16 protein-coding genes and 1 pseudogene are annotated in these 19,214 nt (G+C 68.7%); 14 read left to right on the plus strand and 3 right to left on the minus strand.

Annotated features, from left to right (window positions below; all coding sequences use genetic code 11):
* Nucleotides 1-285: 285 nt before the first annotated feature.
* Nucleotides 286-1,221, minus strand: a complete 936-nt coding sequence (locus tag ACE3T8_RS12140; protein WP_374609461.1) for a carbohydrate kinase family protein — start codon at nt 1,219-1,221, stop codon at nt 286-288.
* Between the two features lie 232 nt (nt 1,222-1,453).
* Between ACE3T8_RS12140 and ACE3T8_RS12145 the strand changes: the two genes are divergently transcribed.
* From ACE3T8_RS12145 to ACE3T8_RS12200, 12 genes and pseudogenes are all read left to right on the plus strand, one after another.
* Complete coding sequence (locus ACE3T8_RS12145) at nt 1,454-2,497, plus strand: rod shape-determining protein (RefSeq protein ID WP_374609462.1); 1,044 nt, start codon at nt 1,454-1,456, stop codon at nt 2,495-2,497.
* A gap of 168 nt (nt 2,498-2,665) precedes the next feature.
* Complete coding sequence (mreC, locus tag ACE3T8_RS12150; protein WP_374609463.1) at nt 2,666-3,640, plus strand: rod shape-determining protein MreC; 975 nt, start codon at nt 2,666-2,668, stop codon at nt 3,638-3,640.
* Nucleotides 3,637-4,116 (plus strand): rod shape-determining protein MreD, encoded by a 480-nt coding sequence (gene mreD, locus ACE3T8_RS12155; protein WP_374609464.1) that lies wholly within the window; start codon nt 3,637-3,639, stop codon nt 4,114-4,116. The genes mreC and mreD overlap by 4 nt, the downstream gene beginning before the upstream one ends.
* Nucleotides 4,117-4,129: 13 nt before the next feature.
* Nucleotides 4,130-6,117: pseudogene (mrdA, locus tag ACE3T8_RS12160) on the plus strand (penicillin-binding protein 2); the annotation flags it as partial.
* On the plus strand, nt 6,106-7,233 hold the full coding sequence (rodA, locus tag ACE3T8_RS12165; RefSeq protein WP_374609506.1) for a rod shape-determining protein RodA: 1,128 nt from the start codon (nt 6,106-6,108) through the stop codon (nt 7,231-7,233). The pseudogene mrdA and the gene rodA, both read left to right, overlap by 12 nt.
* An 83-nt stretch (nt 7,234-7,316) precedes the next feature.
* Entirely contained in the window at nt 7,317-8,417 is a 1,101-nt protein-coding gene (mltB, locus tag ACE3T8_RS12170; RefSeq protein ID WP_374609465.1) for a lytic murein transglycosylase B, read from the plus strand.
* A 26-nt stretch (nt 8,418-8,443) separates the two neighbouring features.
* The gene (locus ACE3T8_RS12175; RefSeq protein WP_374609507.1) at nt 8,444-9,703 is read left to right on the plus strand and encodes a septal ring lytic transglycosylase RlpA family protein; all 1,260 of its coding nucleotides are present in this window, start codon (nt 8,444-8,446) and stop codon (nt 9,701-9,703) included.
* A 132-nt stretch (nt 9,704-9,835) separates the two neighbouring features.
* A complete protein-coding gene (locus ACE3T8_RS12180) occupies nt 9,836-11,053 on the plus strand; it encodes a D-alanyl-D-alanine carboxypeptidase family protein (protein WP_374609467.1) in 1,218 nt (405 codons plus the stop codon).
* A 72-nt stretch (nt 11,054-11,125) separates the two neighbouring features.
* Nucleotides 11,126-11,404, plus strand: coding sequence for a DUF493 family protein (locus ACE3T8_RS12185; RefSeq protein WP_374609468.1), 279 nt, complete (start codon nt 11,126-11,128; stop codon nt 11,402-11,404).
* On the plus strand, nt 11,392-12,096 hold the full coding sequence (gene lipB / locus ACE3T8_RS12190; protein WP_374609470.1) for a lipoyl(octanoyl) transferase LipB: 705 nt from the start codon (nt 11,392-11,394) through the stop codon (nt 12,094-12,096). The genes ACE3T8_RS12185 and lipB overlap by 13 nt, the downstream gene beginning before the upstream one ends.
* Nucleotides 12,097-12,138: 42 nt before the next feature.
* Nucleotides 12,139-13,131, plus strand: a complete 993-nt coding sequence (gene lipA, locus ACE3T8_RS12195) for a lipoyl synthase (protein WP_374609471.1) — start codon at nt 12,139-12,141, stop codon at nt 13,129-13,131.
* Nucleotides 13,132-13,403: 272 nt separating this feature from the next.
* Nucleotides 13,404-15,590: a carboxy terminal-processing peptidase gene (locus tag ACE3T8_RS12200; protein ID WP_374609472.1), complete on the plus strand. Its 2,187-nt coding sequence runs from the start codon at nt 13,404-13,406 to the stop codon at nt 15,588-15,590.
* Between the two features lie 9 nt (nt 15,591-15,599).
* Here the strand turns inward: ACE3T8_RS12200 and ACE3T8_RS12205 are convergent, their stop codons facing one another.
* Nucleotides 15,600-16,100, minus strand: a complete 501-nt coding sequence (locus ACE3T8_RS12205) for an Lrp/AsnC family transcriptional regulator (protein ID WP_374609473.1) — start codon at nt 16,098-16,100, stop codon at nt 15,600-15,602.
* Between the two features lie 68 nt (nt 16,101-16,168).
* On the opposite strand from ACE3T8_RS12205, the gene yedA reads away from it, so the two are divergent.
* Both yedA and rarD read left to right on the plus strand, forming a co-directional pair.
* Nucleotides 16,169-17,071 carry a drug/metabolite exporter YedA gene (yedA, locus tag ACE3T8_RS12210; protein WP_374609474.1) on the plus strand — a complete coding sequence of 301 codons (903 nt, stop codon included), beginning with the start codon at nt 16,169-16,171 and terminating at the stop codon, nt 17,069-17,071.
* Entirely contained in the window at nt 17,068-17,997 is a 930-nt protein-coding gene (gene rarD, locus ACE3T8_RS12215) for an EamA family transporter RarD (RefSeq protein WP_374609475.1), read from the plus strand. Before yedA ends, rarD begins: the two co-directional genes overlap by 4 nt.
* 6 nt (nt 17,998-18,003) lie before the next feature.
* Here the strand turns inward: rarD and ACE3T8_RS12220 are convergent, their stop codons facing one another.
* Nucleotides 18,004-19,107 carry an alpha/beta fold hydrolase gene (locus ACE3T8_RS12220; RefSeq protein WP_374609476.1) on the minus strand — a complete coding sequence of 368 codons (1,104 nt, stop codon included), beginning with the start codon at nt 19,105-19,107 and terminating at the stop codon, nt 18,004-18,006.
* Between the last annotated feature and the right edge of the window lie 107 nt (nt 19,108-19,214).

Raw genomic sequence — 19,214 nt, forward strand, 5'->3', positions numbered from 1 at the left:
CCCGCCCCAGCCTCCCAGCTGGGAAATACAATCTCCGTCGGCCACGGCCGACCCCCGGTTTGTTGTCTCGACAACTGCAAACTAACCGGGTCGGCCGTGCGCCTCTCCCTCAGTTGGGAGAAGAACCTAAAAAAATCGCTCGCTCCGCTTTTGTAGCCCGGAAAGCGCAGCGCATCCGGGGTTTAGTGCGTCGGATTTCGCGATACCCCGGATGCGGCCGTTGGCCTTATCCGGGCTACAAGATCTTGATCGCTCTCCCGCTTCTGCGGGAGAGCGAGGCCCCGCTCAGGTCAACGCGTAACCGAACTGCTGGCGGAACTGCTCGGCGAATTCCTCGTAGTCGAAGCGCTGGTTCTGGGTGCCGGGGTGCTCGACCTTGAGTGCGCCCATCAGGTTGCCCATGCGGCCGATGGTCATCCAGTCGTAGCCCTTCTCGATGCCGAAGATCAGGCCGGCGCGGAAGGCGTCGCCGCAGCCGGTGGGATCGGTGACGCGGCGTTCGTGCGCGGGCGGGATGCGGTGGGTGGTGCCGTCGGCATGGATCTCCGCGCCCTGCGGGCCGCGGGTGGTGATGTACGCCTTCACCTTGCCGGCGATTTCCTGTTCGCTCCAGCCGGTGCGCTCCTGCAGCAGGTTGGACTCGTAGTCGTTGACGGTGACGTAGTCGGCCTGCTCGATGAAGGCGCGCAACTCGGCGCCGTTGAACAGCGGCATCGCCTGGCCCGGATCGAAGATGAAGGGGATGCCGGCCTCGGCGAATTCCTTCGCGTTCTGCAGCATGCCTTCGTAGCCGTCCGGGCTGACGATGCCGATGGTCACGCCGGGCACGTCGCGCACGTGGTTCTCGTAGCTGCGCATCATCGCGCCGGGGTGGAACGCAGTGATCTGGTTGTTGTCGAGGTCGGTGGTGATGAAGGCCTGCGGGGTGAACAGCTCGTCGATGACCTTCACGTGGTCCAGGGTGATGCCCTGTTCGGTGAACCACTCGCGGTACGGGCCGAAGTCGGCACCGACGGTGGCCATCGGGATCGGGTCGCCGCCCAGCAGCTTGAGGTTGTAGGCGATGTTGCCGGCGCAGCCGCCGAACTCGCGGCGCATCCGCGGCACCAGGAACGACACATTCAGGATGTGCACCTTGTCCGGCAGGATGTGGTTCTTGAACTGGTCGGGGAACACCATGATGGTGTCGTAGGCCAGGGAACCGCAGATCAGGGCAGACATCGGGGCCTCGCGGGCGGGTGGACGAAAAGGGCGCACAGGGTAGCGTCGGCACCGTCCGGCGGCCAGCGGCGGCTGAATCGCAGCGACCGGCAGCCCTGCAATCTCCTTGCCGGGCAGGGGGGGCGTTGCTAGATTAGCGGGCCCGGCGTTCGCCGCGGTTTCCGCGCTCCCGCCCCGCCTTTCGGCCCCGCGTCCCCCGACGTGGCCATATCACTTTTCGGGCATCTCCCGCATGTTCAAGTTCCTCAGGGGCTATTTCTCAAGCGACCTGTCCATCGACCTTGGCACCGCCAACACGCTGATCTACGTGCGCGGGCAAGGCATCGTCCTCAACGAACCGTCGGTGGTGGCCGTGCGCCAGGACCGTGGCGGCGGTGCCCGCGCGGTGGCCGCGGTGGGCAGCGAGGCCAAGCAGATGCTCGGCCGCACGCCCGGGCACATGAGCACGGTGCGGCCGATGAAGGATGGCGTGATCGCCGACTTCACCTACACCGAGGAAATGCTCAAGCATTTCATCCGCAAGGTGCACAAGAGCCGCTTCCTGCGCCCCAGCCCGCGCGTGCTGGTCTGCGTGCCGGCCGGCAGCACCCAGGTCGAGCGCCGCGCGATCAAGGAATCCGCCGAGGAAGCCGGTGCCCGCGAGGTCTACCTGATCGAGGAACCGATGGCCGCGGCGATCGGTGCCGGCATGCCGGTGACCGAGGCGCGCGGTTCGATGGTGGTCGACATCGGCGGCGGCACCACCGAGGTAGCGGTGATCGCGCTGAACGGCATCGTCTATTCGCAGTCGGTGCGCATCGGCGGCGACCGCTTCGACGAATCGATCGTGGCCTACGTCCGTCGCCACCACGGCATGCTGATCGGCGATGCCACCGCGGAGCGGATCAAGCTGGAGTTGGGCAATGCCTACCCGCAGCAGCACGTGCGCGAGATCGAGATCTCCGGCCGCCACCTGGCCGAGGGCGTGCCGAAGATCATCACCATCAATTCCAACGAGGTGCTGGAAGCGCTGCGCGAACCGCTGTCCGGGATCGTCTCCGCGATCCGCCTGGCCCTGGAGCAGACCCCGCCGGAACTGTGCGCGGACGTGGCCGAGCGCGGCATCGTGCTGACCGGTGGCGGTGCGCTGCTGCGCGACATCGACCGCCTGATCAGCGAGGAAACCGGCCTGCACGTGCAGGTGGCGGACGACCCGCTGACCTGCGTGGCGCGTGGCGGCGGGCGCGCGCTGGAACTGGTCGACATGCACGGCAACGAGTTCTTCGCGCCGGAGTGATTCGTATTCGGAGATCGGCCATCCATGGCCGACTCCGAACTCGCGCATCGAAAAGCGTGGTTTTCGATGCGCTACGCAAACGACATGGTCGTTTGCGTTGGCCCCTCCATGGGCCAAACTGCCGCTTCGCGCGAATTCCTTCACTGAAGCCATTGCTGACCCACTGACGTGCCGCCCTACGCCGGACCTCCCGCAGCCCGCCCCGGCGATGTCGCCGGCGTGCTGCGCCTGCTGGCGTACCTGATCCTGGCGACTGCATTGATGGTGCTGGACTACCGCAGTGGTTGGCTGCGCGCCGTGCGCGCGCAGGCGGAAGTGGCGGTGCAGCCGTTGTGGTGGCTGGCCGGCTTGCCCTCGAAGGTCGGCACCGGCCTGCGCGAGGAAGCGGTGACCCGCACCCAGCTGGCGCGCGACAACGAACGCCTGCGCAATGCCCTGCTGGTCCAGGCCGCGCGCAATGCGCGGCTGCGCACCGCGGCGGCGGAGAACGAACGCCTGCGCGGCCTGCTGGGCAGCGCCGAGCGCGGGCGGCTGGATGTGCAACTGGCCTCCGTCCTCGACATCGACTTGGACCCGACCCGCCAGCGCCTGTTACTGGACAGCGGCAGCAACGCCGGCGTGCGCGTGGGCCAGGCGGTGATCGACGCCGGCGGCCTGATGGGGCAGGTGACCGCCACCACCCCGACCACGGCCAGCGTGTTGCTGCTCACCGACCCCGACCATGCGGTGCCGGTGGCGGTGGCGCGCAGCGGGATCCGCCTGGTGGTGTACGGCAGCGGGCGCAACGATGCGCTGCACCTGGCCGACGTGCCGCTGTCGGCCGACGTGCGCGTCGGCGACCAGTTGCTCACCTCCGGCCTGGGCGGGCGCTTCCCGCCCGGCTTCGCGGTAGGCACGGTGGGCACCCTGCGCCCGGACGACAGCCGCGCCTTCCTGGAAGCCGACGTGACCCCGGCCGCGCAACTCGACCGCGGGCGCGACGTGCTCTTGCTGCGCGGCTACAAGCCGGTGCCGGCGGTCGATCCCGCCGCGGCGGCGCCCGCCGCCGGCAATGCCTCCGTACCCGCGTCGACGTTGCCTGCTGCGCCCTCGAATGCCGTCGTGCCATCAACGACCGCACCCGCAGCGGAGCCCCGTCGATGAGCCGCGCACGCAATGGCTGGGTGTTACCGGTGAGCCTGCTGCTCGCCCTGCTGCTGGGGTTGGTGCCGCTGCCCGGCCTGCTGCAGCCCTTGCGACCCTATTGGCTCGCGCTGGTGCTGGCGTACTGGCTGCTCGAGGAACCCGAGCACATCGGCCTGGGGGTGGCGTTCGCGCTGGGCGTGCTGGCCGACCTGATGTTCGGCGGCCTGCTCGGCGAACAGGCGATGCGGCTGGTGGTGATGGCCTTCATCCTCGACCGCTTCCGCGCGCGCATGCGCTTCTTCCCGCTGTCGCAGCAGGCGGTGGTGATGGGCGTGCTGTTGCTCAACGACCGGGTGATCAGCGCCGCCATCCACGTGGTGATGGGCGCACCGCAACTGCCGTGGCTGTACTGGCTGGCGCCGCTGCTGGGCCTGCTGCTGTGGGCGCCGCTGCATTTCGCGCTGGATACCCTGCGCCTGCGCAGGCGCGGTTGAACGCGCGCCGATGATGCGTCGCGCGCGCCAGCTCAAGGACCACGCGGTCGAGGCCGACCTATTCCGCCGCCGCGCGCTGGTCGGCTTCCTGCTGGTGCTGCTGGCGTTGGGCGGCCTGGCGGCGTGGTATTTCCGCCTGCAGGTGGTCCAGCACGCCGAATTCGCCACCCGCTCGGAGGCCAACCGCCTGCGGCTGGTGCCGGTCGCGCCCGCGCGCGGGCTGATCTACGACCGCAAGGGCCGGTTGCTGGCCGACAACGTGGCGGCGTGGCGGCTGGATGCGGTGCCGGAACGCGCCGGCGATGGCGAGGCGTTGCTGGCCAAGCTGCGAACCGTGGTGGTGCTCGACGAGGAACAGCGCACGCGCTTCCTGCGCGACTACCGCAACAGCCGTCCGTTCAAGCCGGTGACGATCAAGCTGCGCGTGTCGGATGAGGAAGCCGCGCGCTTCGCGGTGGATCGCTGGCGTTTCCCCGGCGTGGAGCTGGTCCCGTACCTGGGGCGGGTGTATCCGCAGGGTGCGTTGTTCGCGCACGTGGTCGGCTATGTCGGCCGCATCGACGAAAAGGACCAGGCGGCGCTGGGCGATGCCGGCGGTGCCTATTCGCACACCGGCAAGACCGGGCTGGAGCGCTATTACGAAGCGCAGCTGCGCGGCAAGCCGGGCTTCCGGCGACTGGAGACCAATGTCGACGGGCGCACCGTGCGTGCGCTGGACACGGTGCCGGCCACCCCGGGCACCGACCTGCGGCTGTCGATCGACATCGACCTGCAGCGGGCGATGGTGGACGCCTTCGCCGAACTGGAAGGCACCGCGGTGGCGGTGGATCCGCGCAGCGGCGAGATCCTGGCGATGGTCAGCCTGCCGTCCTACGACCCCAACCTGTTCGTCAACGGCATCAGCCATGCCGACTACCAGGCGCTCAACGACAACCCTTCGCGCCCGCAGTTCAACCGTGCGGTGCTGGGCGGCGTCGCGCCGGGTTCGACCATCAAGCCGCTGCTCGCGCTGGCCGGCCTGGACAGCGGCGTGCGCACGGCAGAGGACAAGACCCTGTCGACGGGCATGTTCTACCTGGGCGGCCAGCGCCGCGGCTATGGCGATTCACATCGCGGTGGGCATGGCTGGACCGACCTGCGCAAGTCGATCTACGAATCGGTGAACACGTACTACTACCGGCTGGCGCTGGACATGGGCATCGCCAAGGTCGACGAGTACATGGACCGCTACGGCTTCGGCAAGCCGACCGGCGTGGACCTGTCGGGCGAGATCGCCGGGATCCTGCCCTCGCCGGCATGGAAGGCGGCGAATGCGTCGCAGCACGGCAAGTGGTATCCCGGCGACACCGTGATCACCGGCATCGGCCAGGGTTTCTGGAAGACCACCACCCTGCAACTGGCGCAGGCCACCGCGATGCTGGCCAACAACGGCTGGGTGCGGCGCCCGCACCTGGTCAAGGACATGCGCGCGGATTTCGCCGCGCCGTGGGCGCCGGTCGAGCTGGTGCCGCCGACCCGCGGCAGCGACAGCGCCGCGCACCTGCAGGCGGTGCGCGAGGGCATGATCGCCACCGTGCACGGGCCCGGCACCGCCACCAATATCCGCGCCGGCCTGACCTACCTGATCGCCAGCAAGACCGGCACCGCGCAGGTGGTCAGCCGCCGCGGCAGCGCGGCGGTGAACCCGCGCAGCCTGCCCATGCACCTGCGCCACCGCGGCCTGTTCATCGCCTACGCACCCGCCGACGCGCCGACCATCGCGATTGCCGTGGCGATCGAGGGTGGCGGTTACGGCGCCTCCAGCGCGGCGCCGGTGGCGCGCAAGGTGTTCGATGCCTGGTTGCTGGGCAAGCCAGTGGCACCGAAACAACAGGACGAGGCAACGCCGGTCGATGCCGCCGTCCAGGCCGCGTTGCCGCCGGATTTCTCCGATGTGCAGGGCAGTCCGGGCATGGCGACTCCGACGACCGCGCCAACGGCGGCGCGTCGATGAATACCTTGCTGCGCCTGCTCGCCGACCTGCTGCTGCGTTTCCTGCGCAGCCTGGACCTGCCCTTGCTGGCCGCCTTGCTCGCGATCATGGGGATCGGCCTGGCCACCCTGTACAGCGCCAGCAACGAATCCACCCGCCTTGTCACCACCCAGGGCGCCTACTTCTGCGTGGGACTGGGCGTGCTGTGGGTGGCGTCGCGGATCCCGGCGCACCTGCTGAAGCAGGCCACGCCGCCGATCTACGTGCTGTCGCTGCTACCGCTGGTGCTGGTGCTGTTCATCGGCAGCGGCAAGTACGGCAACCACTGGATCAACTTGGGGTTCTTCAACTTCCAGCCGTCCGAGCTCACCAAGCTGACCCTGCCGATGATGCTGGCGTGGACGCTGGACCGCCAACGCCTGCCGCCGCGCTGGTCGACCCTGGCGGTCGCGCTGGTGGTGATCGCCCTGCCGGTCGGGCTGATCCTGCTGCAGCGCGACCTCGGCACCGCGGTGCTGGTGCTGGCCAGCGGCGTGTTCGTGCTGTTCCTGGCCGGCGTGTCGTGGTGGTGGTTCGGCACTGCGGGCGTGCTCGCCATCGGCGGCTTCGCGGTGGCGATGTTCGCGCCGATCACCTGGTTCTCGTTCCTGCGCCCCTACCAGCAGAACCGCATCCTGACCTTCCGCGACCCCGAGAACGATCCGATGGGCGCGGGCTGGAACATCCTGCAGAGCAAGATCGCGATCGGCGGCGGCGGGCTGACCGGCAAGGGCTGGGGGCAGGGCACCCAGTCGCACCTGGACTACCTGCCGGAACACACCACCGACTTCGCGTTCTCGGTGCTGTCCGAGGATTTCGGCTGGATCGGCGTGGTCGTGGTGCTCTCGCTGTACCTGTTCGTGGTCGCGCGTTGCCTGTGGATCGCGTCGGACCTGCGCGATGGCTACTCGCGCCTGCTCGCCGGCACGCTGGGGCTGTCGCTGTTCGTGTACGTGCTGGTCAACGCCGGGATGATCTCCGGCCTGTTGCCGGTGGTCGGCGTGCCGATGCCCCTGCTCAGCTACGGCGGCACCTCGGCGGTCACCCTGTTGCTCGGCTTCGGCGTGGTGATGGCGTTGAAGGGGCGGCGGGTGCTGAATCGCTGAGGGTCGAATGGGTGCGGAATCGCGCCCTGCAAGCTGAATCGGCCGTTCCGGAGCCCATCCGGACGCGTGCTACCCTCGCGCCGATGATCCGTCGCGCACTTGTCCCCAGCCTCGCCGCACTCGCGCTTGCCGCGTGTGCCGTCCCGCCGCCCAAGCCGATGCCCTCGCCGCCGGCAACGCCTGCGCCGGTGGTCGAAGCCGCCCCGCCCGCGCCGCACCTGCGCGACATCGGCCCGGCCCGTGCCGAGTTCGTGCGCAGCACCGCCCAGCGCTTCAACATCCCCGCCGCCGAGATCGAAGCGGTGCTGGCGACCGCGCAGATCCGCGAGTCGATCATCAAGGCGATGTCGCGACCGGCCGAGGCCAAGCCGTGGCGCGACTACCGCCCGATCTTCATCCAGCCCAAGCGCATCACCGATGGGCAAGCCTTCCTGGCCACCCATGCCGCGGCGCTGCAGCGTGCGCAGGACACGCATGGCGTGCCGAAGGAAATCATCGTCGCGATCCTGGGCGTGGAGACCAGCTACGGCGGCAACAAGGGCAGCTTCCCGGTGATCGATGCGCTGTACACGCTTGCGTTTGCGTATCCGCGCACCGGCGATCCGGGCAAGGCGGCGCGCGAGAACCAGCGCGAGGCGTTCTTCCGCGACGAACTGGCGCAGCTGTTCGCGCTGGCGCGGGAACAGCAGCTCGACATCGCCACGCTCAAGGGCAGCTATGCCGGGGCGATGGGCTGGGGCCAGTTCATGCCGTCGAGCTATCGCGATTACGCAGTGGATGGGGATGGCGACGGCCGCGTCGACCTGTTCAACGACCTCGACGACGTGTTCGCTTCGGTCGCCAACTACTTCGCGAAGAAGGGCAAGTGGGAGCGCGGCGGCCCGGTCATGCAGCAGGCCCTGCGCGACGCATCGGCGACGGACTTCGTGAATCCCGGCAACGCGGTGACCCTGGATCAGACCCTGGCCAGCCTGGCCGCTGCCGGCTATCGCCCCGCCGCGGCGCCGCTTGCCACCGGCAAGCCGGTCACGCTGATCACCCTCGAAGGCGTGGAGGGCCCGGAATACTGGATCGTCTACAACAACTTCAAGGCGATCACCACGTACAACATCTCGCGGTTGTACGCGACCGCGGTCTACCAGCTGTCGCAGTCGATCGCCGGGCGCGATCCGGCCACGCCGTGAACCAGCGCGTCCTCCTGCTGGCCGCGATGCCGCTCGCGCTGGCGGCCTGTGCGACCACCGGCACGGCGTCGAAAAAGCCTGTGAATGAAGGCCCGAAGCTGGTCGTGCAGCCCGCGCAGACGGTGAATACCGCGCCGCCATTGCAACGGCCGAAGTCGTCGCCGTACGCGGCGGCGCAGGAAGACCCGAGCAAGCGCGGCGACTACGTGGCCGGTGGCCTGTTCCGCCCCGGCGAGGCCGATACCGTCCCCGACTATGTGCCGGATGTCGACGCGATCCCGGAACCGGAGGTGCGCGCCGAACCGCGTTCGCGCGCCGGCAACAAGAGCTACAGCGTGCTCGGCAAGCGCTACCACGTGCTGGACAGCGCCCACGGCTACGCGGAGGAAGGGCTGGCCTCTTACTACGGCAAGAAATTCCATGGCCGGCGCACCTCCAACCAGGAGGTGTACGACATGTACGCCTTCACCGCCGCCCACAAGAGCTTGCCGCTGCCCAGCTTCGCCCGCGTCACCAACCTCGACAACGGCCGTTCGGTCGTGGTCCGGGTCAACGACCGTGGCCCGTTCCATGCCGGCCGGGTGATCGACCTCAGCTACGCCGCCGCGGTGAAGCTGGGCTATCGGGATCGCGGCACCGCACGCGTGCGCGTGGAAGCGCTGACCGAGGACGATGGCGGTGACCTGCTGGCGTCACGTGCGCCGCCTGCCGCCGACACTGCGATGGACAAGCTGGTCGAGCAGTTGCCGCAGGCATTGGCCAGCGCCGGCCCGGTCGCGCCGGCGCCGCAGGCCAGGCCCGCGGCCGACAGCGGCTATCGCTTCGACATGCAGCAGGACGGCAAGGTGATGTCGGCCGACGAATTCGATGCCTGGATGCAGTCGCGCCGTGTCCGCGTGGCCACCGGCAAGCCGGGCAGGCCCGATCCGCAGCCGGCATCCACCGATGCCAAGGCGTCCACGGCCGCGCCTGCCGCGGTCGCGCCGCCACCGCCATCGCCGGTCAATGCCGCTGCGCTGGTCGCCGCCAGCAGCGTCGTCCCGGCCGCCGCGGCCGACGAGGTGACCCTGCAGGTCGCCAGTTTCGCCAACCAGCAGAACGCCCGGCATGCGCTGTCGATGCTGCAGGGCGCGTCGATCGCCCAAGCCCGCCTCCTGGACGCCGACGTCAATGGCAAGAAGATCTGGCGCCTGCGGATCGGCCCGGTCGCCGCAGCGCACGCACCGGAACTCGCGGCGCGGATCGTCGGTCTGGGCTTCGGGCAGCCGCAGCGGGTGCGCGACTGACCCTGCAGGCATCGGGTCGCGTCGTCGGCGGGAGTCGGCATTGCGTCACGGCATCACGCCACGGATTGCGGCTTAAAATGTGTGTTTGAATTTTTCGCGCCGCGCCTGCGCGGCCACCAGGAGTTTGCTTTGATGCGTTCGCGTTCGTTGTTGTTCGTCGCCCTGGCCACCGCCGGCATCGCCCTCGGTTCCGGCCTGTCCATCGCCCAGGTGCCCACGCCCGCGCCGGTCGCCAAGCCCGCCGCCCTCAGCGACAACCTGCCGATCCCGGATGCGCCCGCGCCCGCGGTGACCAAGGCCTGGGTAGTGATGGACCACGCCACCGGCCAGGTGCTGGCGGGCGAGAACATCGATACCCCGGTGGATCCGGCCAGCATCACCAAGGTGATGACCAGCTACGTGATCGCCGCCGAAATGGCCGCCGGCAAGGTCAAGGCGACCGACCCGGTGATGATGAGCGAACACGCCTGGCGCAGCGGCGGCGCCGGCACCGACGGCAGCTACAGCGGCTTCGAGGTCAACAAGACCGCGCCGCTGGTCGAGATGGAAAAGGGCATGGTGGTGCAGTCCGGCAACGACGCCGCGATCGCCCTGGCCGAGCACGTCGCCGGCAGCGAGCAGGCCTTCGCCCAGCTGATGAATGCGTACGCGAAGAAGATCGGGATGACCAAGTCGCACTTCGTCAATCCGCACGGCCTCACCGCCGAGGGCCACGTCACCACCGCCCGCGACCTGGCCATCCTCGGCCGCGCGCTGATCCGCGATTTCCCCGAGGCCTACAGCTACAACAAGATCAAGGAGCTGACGGTCGGCCCGATCACCCAGCCGAACCGCAACCTGCTGTTGTGGCGCGATCCCTCGGTGGACGGCATCAAGACCGGGCACACCTCCGCGGCCGGCTATTGCCTGATGGCCTCGGCCAAGCGTGGCGACCAGCGCCTGATCACCGTGGTGATGGGCAACAGCAGCGAGAACCAGCGCGCGGTGGATTCGCAGGCCCTGCTCAACTGGGGCTTCCGCTTCTACGAGTCGCACCGCCTGTACGAGGCCAACAAGTCGCTGGCCACGCCGAAGGTGTGGAAAGGCGCCGCCAACCTGGTCCAGGTCGGCGTGGCCCAGCCACTGCTGGTCTCCACCCCGCGAGGCAAGTACTCGCAGCTGAAGGCGAGCATGGACCTGCCGAAGTCGCTGGTCGCGCCGATCGCCAAGGGCCAGAAGATCGGCATGGTCAAGGTCACCCTGGACGGCAAGGTGGTGGCGCAGTCGCCACTGGTCGCGCTCAACGCGGTCGAGGAGGGCGGCTTCTTCAAGCGCCTCTGGCATGAACTTCTCATGTGGTGGCAGGACTGACGCACGCTGCCGGGCCTGCCGCGCAGGCCCGAGCCGGTTGGGGAACCGGCATCGGATCCCCATAATCCGGGGATGGACATCCATTCCGACAATCCCGACCACGGCTTCCAGTTCCCCGGCACCTTCGAGCTCTCCGCGATGGGCACTGCCGACAAAGACCTGGAAACCGCCCTGCCCACCGCCCTGCTGGATGCCGGCATCGAGGTCCTGCACGAGTCGGTCAACTGGAAGCATTCCAGCAGCGGCCGCTACGTCTCCGTGCGCATCGCCTTCCGCGCCAACTCCCGCGAGGATTACGACCGCGCCCACGAGGCACTGCGTGCGCATCCCGAGGTGAAGTGGACGCTGTAGCCGCGGATTGCGCGGCTCACGCATCGTCGGGATCGATTCGCGACGCGTTGGTGCGCGATCTCGGCCGCCAGCCCTACGAACCGGTGTGGCGGGCGATGCAGGCCTTCACCGACGCCCGCAACGACCAAACCGCGGACGAGCTCTGGGTGGTCGAGCATGATCCGGTATTCACCCTCGGCCAGGCCGGCAAGCCCGAGCACGTGCTGATGCCGGGCGAGATCCCGGTCATCCACGTCGATCGCGGCGGCCAGGTGACCTATCACGGGCCCGGGCAGATCGTGGTGTATCCGCTGCTCGATCTGAAGCGGCTGAAGATCGGCGTGCGCGACTACGTCTGCAGGATCGAGCAGGCGATCATCGACACCCTGGCCGAATGGAACATCGATGCCATGCGCCGCGAGGGCGCGCCCGGCGTCTACGTCAACGGCGCCAAGATCGCCGCGCTCGGCATCCGCGTGCGCCGCGGCTGCACCTTCCACGGCCTGGCCTTCAACATCGCCCCGGAAAGCACCGCGCCGTTTCTGCGGATCAATCCCTGCGGCTACCAAGGCCTGCAGGTGGTGGCGTTGCAGGACCTCGGCGGGCCGTCCTCGCTGGAATCGGTCAAGCCGGTGTTGCTGGAGGCGCTCGCGCGCCAGTTCGGGTTGGCATTGCGGCATGCCGATGGATTGCCCGCGCCGGTGGCCGCCTGATCCGCGGTTCTGCGCGATAATCATGCCCATGAGTATCCGGCCATGAGCAGCACGCCCCGCACCATTCCGCTGGCCGTCGTCGCCGAGGGCTCCGCTTCGCTGGAGCCGGGCGCGCGCCAGGTCGCCGACCAGAAGATCGGACGCTCGCCGGTGGAATTCGCCGAGGCCCCGGTGCTGCGCAAGCCGAGCTGGATCCGCGTGCGCATCCCGTCCGGCAATGCGGTGCAGGCGCTGAAGTCGAAGCTGCGCGAGAACCGCCTGGTCACGGTCTGCGAAGACGCCAGCTGCCCGAACATCCACGAGTGCTTCAGCCACGGCACCGCGACCTTCATGATCCTCGGCGACGTGTGCACGCGCCGCTGCAGCTTCTGCGATGTCGCCCACGGCCGGCCCAAGCCTGCCGACGCCGGCGAGCCGCTGCGGCTGGCGCGCACGGTCGCCGACATGGGCCTGAAGTACGTGGTGATCACCAGCGTCGACCGCGACGATCTGCGCGATGGTGGTGCCCAGCATTTCGTCGACTGCATCCGCGAGACGCGGGCGGCCTCGCCCGGCATCCGCATCGAGATCCTGACGCCCGATTTCCGCGGCAAGGGCCGGATGGAGCGCGCGCTGGAGATCCTGGCGGCGGGCCCGCCGGACGTGTTCAACCACAACATCGAGACGGTGCCGGATCTCTATCGCAACGTGCGTCCGGGCGCGGACTACCAGTGGTCGCTGACCCTGCTGCAGCAGTTCAAGGCGCAGCACCCCGACGTGCCGACCAAGAGCGGGATCATGCTCGGCCTGGGCGAGACCATGGAGCAGGTGCAGGCGACCCTGCGCGACCTGCGCGCGCACGACGTGGAGATGGTCACCATCGGCCAGTACCTGCAGCCCTCGCCCGCCCACCATCCGCTGCTGCGCTATTGGACGCCCGACGAGTTCAAGGCGCTGGAGGACTACGGCTATGCGCTGGGGTTCTCGCATGTTGCATCCGGGCCGATGGTGCGTTCCAGCTATCACGCGGATCGCCAGGCAGCCGGCATCGCCTGATCGCGCCGAGATCCCAGTGCCTGGTCGTGGGCCAAGGCGCTGAGACCGCCGGGTGCGCGCCCAACGTCATTTCGAGCCGCGCAGCATCCAATGCGGCAGTTGCCGCCGGGACGGAAACACGCCCGACTGCATGCTCGGAGCCGTTCACATTGCATCGCACGAGCGGGCTACAGTGGCGATGAATGGCGCTGCCACGCAACTTCCGGCACTGTCATGCGGTCGCACCCCTCCGCATCCTGCAACGACGGCACCCCACGCCGCGGAATCCTTCGATGACGTCCAATCGCACCCTGCTTGCCCTGTCCCTTGGCCTCGCCCTGGTCGCGCCGTTGGCGCTGCTCGCGCGTTCGGCCGACATCACCTCGCTGCCGGCCGCCCCTACCGCGGACCAGGCCACCACCTCGCGGCTGGTGTACGGGCTGCTGTCGGACAGCCGCTATGCGTATCGCCCGCGCGCGCTCGACGATGCGATGTCGAAGGACGTGCTCAAGCGCTACCTGGAATCGCTGGACCCGGGCAAGGTGTTCCTGACTGCGCAGGATGTCGCCAGCTTCAATCGCTACGCGACGACACTGGACGATGCGATCAAGGGCGGCCAGGTCGAACCCGGCTGGGCGATCTTCGCGCTGTATCGCCAGCGCGTGGACCAGCGCATCGGCCATGCGCGCAAGGTGCTCAAGGGCGAGTTCGACTTCAGCGGCAACGAACGCTACGAGTTCGACCGCGAGGACGCCCCATGGGCCGCCAGCGATGCCGAAGTGGATGCGCTGTGGGCCAAGTCGGTGCGCAACGACTGGCTGCGCCTGAAACTGGCCGGCAAGAAGCCGGACGAGATCCGCAAGACCCTGGACAAGCGCTACGCGAACCTGCTGTCCAGCGTGAATGAGCTCAAGGGCGAGGAAGTCTTCCAGACCTTCCTCAATGCCTATGCCGGCGCGATCGACCCGCATACCGATTACCTGACCCCGCGCAGCGCGGCCAACTTCACCATGACGATCTCCAACTCGCTGGAGGGAATCGGCGCGGTGCTGTTCAAGCAGGACGACGTGATCGTGGTCCGCGAACTGGTGCCGGGCGGACCGGCCGCGCTCAGCGGCAAGCTGAAGTCCGGCGACCGCATCGTCGGCGTGGGCCAGGGCGGGTCGGGCGAGATGAAGGACGTGATCGGCTGGCGGACGGATGATGCGGTCGACCTGATCCGCGGCACCGCCAACACCCAGGTGCGGCTGGACATCGTCTCCGCCGAGGCGCCGATGGACAGCAAGCCGACCCGGTTGGTGCTGACCCGCGCCAAGGTGCGGCTGGAAGACGCGCGCGCCAAGGCCGAGACGATCACCCTGCCGGCTGCCGATGGCCAACCGGCGCGCCGCATCGGCGTGATCAAGTTGCCGGGCTTCTACCAGGACTTCGAGGCGCGACGTCGCAACGACGACAGCTACGCATCGGCCAGCAAGGATGTCGAGCGCATGCTCGGCGAGTTCCGCGCGCAGAAGATGGACGGCGTGGTGCTGGACCTGCGCGGCAACGGTGGCGGTTCGCTGAGCGAGGCGGTGGAGCTCACCGGCCTGTTCATCGACAAGGGCCCGGTGGTGCAGGTGCGCGAATCCGGCGGCCGGGTCACCGTGGACAGCGACCGCAAGGCCGGCGTGGCCTGGGACGGGCCGCTGGCGGTGCTGGTGAATCGTGGCTCCGCGTCGGCCTCGGAGATCGTGGCGGGTGCGATCCAGGATTACGGGCGCGGGCTGATCATCGGCGAGACCAGCTTCGGCAAGGGCACTGTGCAGAACATGGTTGACCTGGATCGCTGGCCGGCCAACGAGGAACCGCGCTTCGGCCAGGTCAAGCTGACCATCGCCCAGTTCTTCCGCCCGGGCGGCAGCAGCACCCAGAACAAGGGCGTGGTGCCCGACGTGAGTTTCCCGACCAGCGTGGATGCCAGCGAATACGGCGAGAGCACCTACGAGAACGCGTTGCCGTGGACGCGCATCGCCGCGGTGCCGCACGTGCAGTACGGCAACTTCGTGCCCTTGCTCGGCCAGCTCGATGCCCGCCACGATGCGCGCATCGCCAGGGACGTCGAGTTCCAGTGGTGGGTCGAGGACGTGCGCACCTTCCGCGAGGAACAGGCGAAGAAGTCGATCTCGCTCAACGAGGCCGAGCGCCGCGCCGAGCGCGACAGCTTCGACGCCAAGCGCAAGCAGCGCATCGAGGCGCGCAAGAAGCTGGGCATCGCCCTGGACCCGCTGCTGGAAGGTCGTTCCGACGATGGCCTGCAGGCCGACGAACGCAACGTCGCCGAATCGGTGGCGCGCGAGGAAGCGGCGAAGAAGGTCACCGACCCGCTCCTGCGCGAATCCGCGGCGATCCTGGGTGATGCGATCGGCCTGCTCGGCAAGGACGCGAAGCTGGCGGCGCAGGTGCTGCCGGAAGCGCGCACCCAGGGCCACTGGGTCGACTGACGCGAAGACTCAGCGCTTGCGCCGGCCCTTCGTGGCGGGCGCAAGCGTCGGTAGCTGCAAGCCGCGCTTGACGGTGTCGAATACCAGCCGGGTTTCGTAGCGCTTGATGTTGCCGTCGCTCTTGAACAGCCGTTCGGCGGTCTCGCGATAGGCGGCCATGCTGGTGGTCGCCATGATCACCAGGTAATCCCATTCGCCGGCCAGCTGGTAGCACTGCTGCACCTCCGGCGTGGCGCGCATGCGCGCGTAGAACGCATTGAGCTGGCGCACGGATTCGCGTTCCATCGTCACCCAGACCGCGGCCAGCACCACCGCCGGGAACGCCTCGGCATCGAGTACGGCGACCTGTCGCAGCAATCCGTTCGCGCGGTAACGCTTCAATCGTCGTTGCACCGCGCTGGGCGACAGGCCGACGGCCTCGCCAAGCGCGGTGAGCGTGCGCCCGGCATCGTCCTGCAGGAGCGCCAGCAGGCGATGGTCGAACGCATCCAGGACGACGGCGACGGTCACGCAAAAATATTGCGCCGCTGCGCATGAATTTTCAAACCGCGTCCGCGCCACGCCGCTAGCCTGAGCGCATGCACACCACCTCTTCGACCGCCACCCCCACCGGCGGACGGATCGCGTTGGCGCTCGCCGCGGTCTACGTCATCTGGGGGTCCACCTACCTCGCCATCCGCTTCGCGCTGGAGGGCGGGTTCCCGCCGTTCCTGCTCGGCGGGATCCGCTTCACCATCGCCGGCGCGCTGATGTACGCGCTGCTGCGCTGGCGCGGCATGGCGGCACCGACCCGTGCGCAATGGGGCAATGCGTTCGTCCTCGGCCTGTTGCTGATGTTGCTGGGCAACGGCATGGTCAACCTGGCCGAGCAGACCGTGTCGTCCGGCCTGGCCGCGGTGGCAGTCGCGTCCGCGCCGCTGTGGATGGGCGTGTTCTCGGCGATGCGCGGCGACCGGCCGACCCGTCGCGAATGGATCGGCCTGGGCATCGGCTTCCTCGGCGTGCTCTGGCTGAATGCCGGCAGCAGCCTTTCGGCGACCCCGCTGGGGATGATCGCGTTGCTGGTGGCGACCCTGGCGTGGTCGTTCGGTTCGATCTGGAGTCGCGGCCGCGACCTCGCGCCGCCGTTCATGAATGCCGCAGCGCAGATGCTGTGTGGCGGGGTGGCGATGATCGTCGCCGGCCTGGCCACCGGCGAACGCATGCACGCCTTGCCGACCCCGCATGCGCTCGGCGCGTTCGCCTACCTGATCGTGTTCGGTTCGTGGTTCGGTTTCACCGCCTACATCTGGTTGCTCCACCACGTGCGCCCGGCACTGGCCGGCAGTTATGCCTACGTCAATCCGGCGATCGCCGTCGCGCTGGGCGCGTGGCTGGCGGGCGAGCGCTTCGGCAGCCACGAACTGGTGGCGATGGGGGTGATCCTGTCGGGCGTGGTCGCCATCACCCTGGCCAAGGCGGCGAAGGCGACAACCCGATGACCGCCGTTGGCACCGGTCCGCTGGATCGCCGCGGCGTGTGGATCGCGGTGGCGGCTTACGTCGCCTGGGGACTGATGCCGCTGTACTGGCATGTGCTCAAGGCGGTGCCGGCGATGCAGATCATGGCCCACCGGGTGGTCTGGAGCGCGTTGTTCGTGTGTGGCTGGCTGGGCTTCAAGTACGGCCGAGGCTGGGTGCGGGAAACCCTGTCGCGGCCGCGCGCGGCGCCGATGCTGGCGCTCAGCGGCGTGCTGATCGCGTTCAACTGGGGGCTGTACATCTGGGCGGTGAATGCCGGCCACGTCGTCGAATCCGCGCTGGGCTACTTCATCAATCCGCTGCTCAGCGTGATGCTGGGCGTGTTCGTGCTGAAGGAGCGACTCAACCGCACGCAGTGGGCCTCGGTCGCCATCGCCGCCATCGGCGTGCTGTGGCTGACCATCAGTTACGGCAGCTTCCCGTGGATCGCGTTGTCGCTGGCGGCGTCGTTCGGCATCTACGGCCTGGTGCGCAAGCTGCTGGGCGTGCCGCCGGTGCGTGGGCTGGGCGTGGAAAACCTGTACCTGCTGCTGCCGGCACTGGCCTTCCTCGCCTGGACCGAAGCCACCGGACAGGGACATCTTTTCGCCCATGGCGATGCCGCCTCGTGGGGCATCGGCGTGGCCGCGCTGCTGGTCCTCGGTGGCGTGCTCACCGCGTTGCCGCTGATCGGCTTCGCCGCGGCGGTGCAGCGCATTCCGTATTCGCTGGTGGGCCTGCTGCAATACATCTCGCCGACCATGCAACTGCTGGTCGGCGTGCTGGTGCTGCACGAGCCGTTCGGCCGCGACCGCGCGATCGGCTTCGGCTTCATCTGGGTGGCGTTGGCGCTGTATGCGATCGACGGATGGGTGCGCGCGCGACGCAGCAGGCTTGCACCCGCTTGAGCGATCTCACGCCACGCGACGTGGCGTGGATTGCGGCACTGTGGGCGCCAGTGGTTCGGGACAGAACCTGCGCGCGGGGTCGGCATTGTCCAGCCAGTCGATCACCGTCGGCGCCAGCAGGTCCAGCCGCATCGGCAGGCTGATGTGGTCTTCGCCTGCCACCTCGATGTAATGCGCGCGTGGCGCGGCGGCGGCCAGCGCGCGGCCATGCGCGACCGGCACATGCCGGTCGTCGCGGCCATGCAGCAACAGCACGCACGCCGGCACTTGGGCGAGCGCCACGCCGACATCCACCTGGTCCAGCGGCAGTTGCAGCGCATCGCCGGCGGAGGCGATCGCACGTTCCAGCGCGGCGTCGTCCAGTTGCATGCGCAGCATGCGATGGGTGACCTGTTGGGCGATCGTCTCCGGTGGCTTGGCCAGCATGTGCGGCACCATGTCGCGGATCGCACCGCCGGCGTTGTCGAAGGATTCGATGGCGATGACGTTGTCGACCTGCATGCCCAGTGCGCGCGCGCTGAAGACCGCGGTCGCCGCGCCATAGGACACGCCCATCAGGTGCAGCGAACCCACGACTTCGCCGCGTGCGCGCAGCGCCGCCACGGCATCGGCCACGTCGTGCGCCTCGCGCAGTCCGTAGCCCGACGGTGCCGCGCCGGAGCGCCCGTGGTTGCGCAGGTCGATGCTGATCGTGCGATAGCCGGCCTGCGCGAGTTGCAGCGACCACGGCAGCAGCGAACCGCCATCCATCATCCAGCCATGCAGCAGGACGACCGTGCCGCGCGGTGCGATGGGCGTGCGGCGCGGAACGGCGAAATCCAGGTCGAACTGCATGCGCCCGTGTTGCGTACCGTCGGGACGGTAGGCGTAATCCAGCACGTAGTCGCCAGGATCGAACGCACGCCAGAACAGCCGCACGCCGGCGGACGTGGCCACGTAGCCTTCGCGATGCGGCAGCCGCGCCACCGCCCGGTCGATGCGCGCGGTCGGCAGGATCGGCGACGAACCGCCGGGTGCGACCAGGCGCTTGCCGAGCATGTCGGCGGCATCGGGCCAGGCAAAGCCGGCCAGCAACAGGCAGGCGCACAGGAACAACAACACGCGGTACATCGGCGCGATCCGGACGAATGGAGGTCGCGCAGGGTAGGCGTCGCGGCCGCGCGCATCTACCGCAATCGGATGACAGTGCCATGACATCGCGGCGACCATTCATCGAA

This window comes from Thermomonas sp. (assembly GCF_041919455.1).
In the GTDB taxonomy this organism is placed as follows: Bacteria; Pseudomonadota; Gammaproteobacteria; order Xanthomonadales; family Xanthomonadaceae; genus Thermomonas.

Excerpts from the sequence above, each read along its gene's own strand:
- mltB (WP_374609465.1), top strand. The coding sequence starts at position 7,317 with ATGATCCGTCGCGCACTTGTCCCCAGCCTCGCCGCACTCGCGCTTGCC.
- rarD (WP_374609475.1), top strand. The coding sequence starts at position 17,068 with ATGACCGCCGTTGGCACCGGTCCGCTGGATCGCCGCGGCGTGTGGATC.
- ACE3T8_RS12180 (WP_374609467.1), top strand. The coding sequence starts at position 9,836 with ATGCGTTCGCGTTCGTTGTTGTTCGTCGCCCTGGCCACCGCCGGCATC.
- ACE3T8_RS12200 (WP_374609472.1), top strand. The coding sequence starts at position 13,404 with ATGACGTCCAATCGCACCCTGCTTGCCCTGTCCCTTGGCCTCGCCCTG.
- ACE3T8_RS12220 (WP_374609476.1), bottom strand. The coding sequence starts at position 19,107 with ATGTACCGCGTGTTGTTGTTCCTGTGCGCCTGCCTGTTGCTGGCCGGC.
- mreD (WP_374609464.1), top strand. The coding sequence starts at position 3,637 with ATGAGCCGCGCACGCAATGGCTGGGTGTTACCGGTGAGCCTGCTGCTC.
- ACE3T8_RS12175 (WP_374609507.1), top strand. The coding sequence starts at position 8,444 with ATGCCGCTCGCGCTGGCGGCCTGTGCGACCACCGGCACGGCGTCGAAA.
- ACE3T8_RS12145 (WP_374609462.1), top strand. The coding sequence starts at position 1,454 with ATGTTCAAGTTCCTCAGGGGCTATTTCTCAAGCGACCTGTCCATCGAC.
- rodA (WP_374609506.1), top strand. The coding sequence starts at position 6,106 with ATGAATACCTTGCTGCGCCTGCTCGCCGACCTGCTGCTGCGTTTCCTG.
- ACE3T8_RS12185 (WP_374609468.1), top strand. The coding sequence starts at position 11,126 with ATGGACATCCATTCCGACAATCCCGACCACGGCTTCCAGTTCCCCGGC.
- ACE3T8_RS12140 (WP_374609461.1), bottom strand. The coding sequence starts at position 1,221 with ATGTCTGCCCTGATCTGCGGTTCCCTGGCCTACGACACCATCATGGTG.
- yedA (WP_374609474.1), top strand. The coding sequence starts at position 16,169 with ATGCACACCACCTCTTCGACCGCCACCCCCACCGGCGGACGGATCGCG.
- lipA (WP_374609471.1), top strand. The coding sequence starts at position 12,139 with ATGAGCAGCACGCCCCGCACCATTCCGCTGGCCGTCGTCGCCGAGGGC.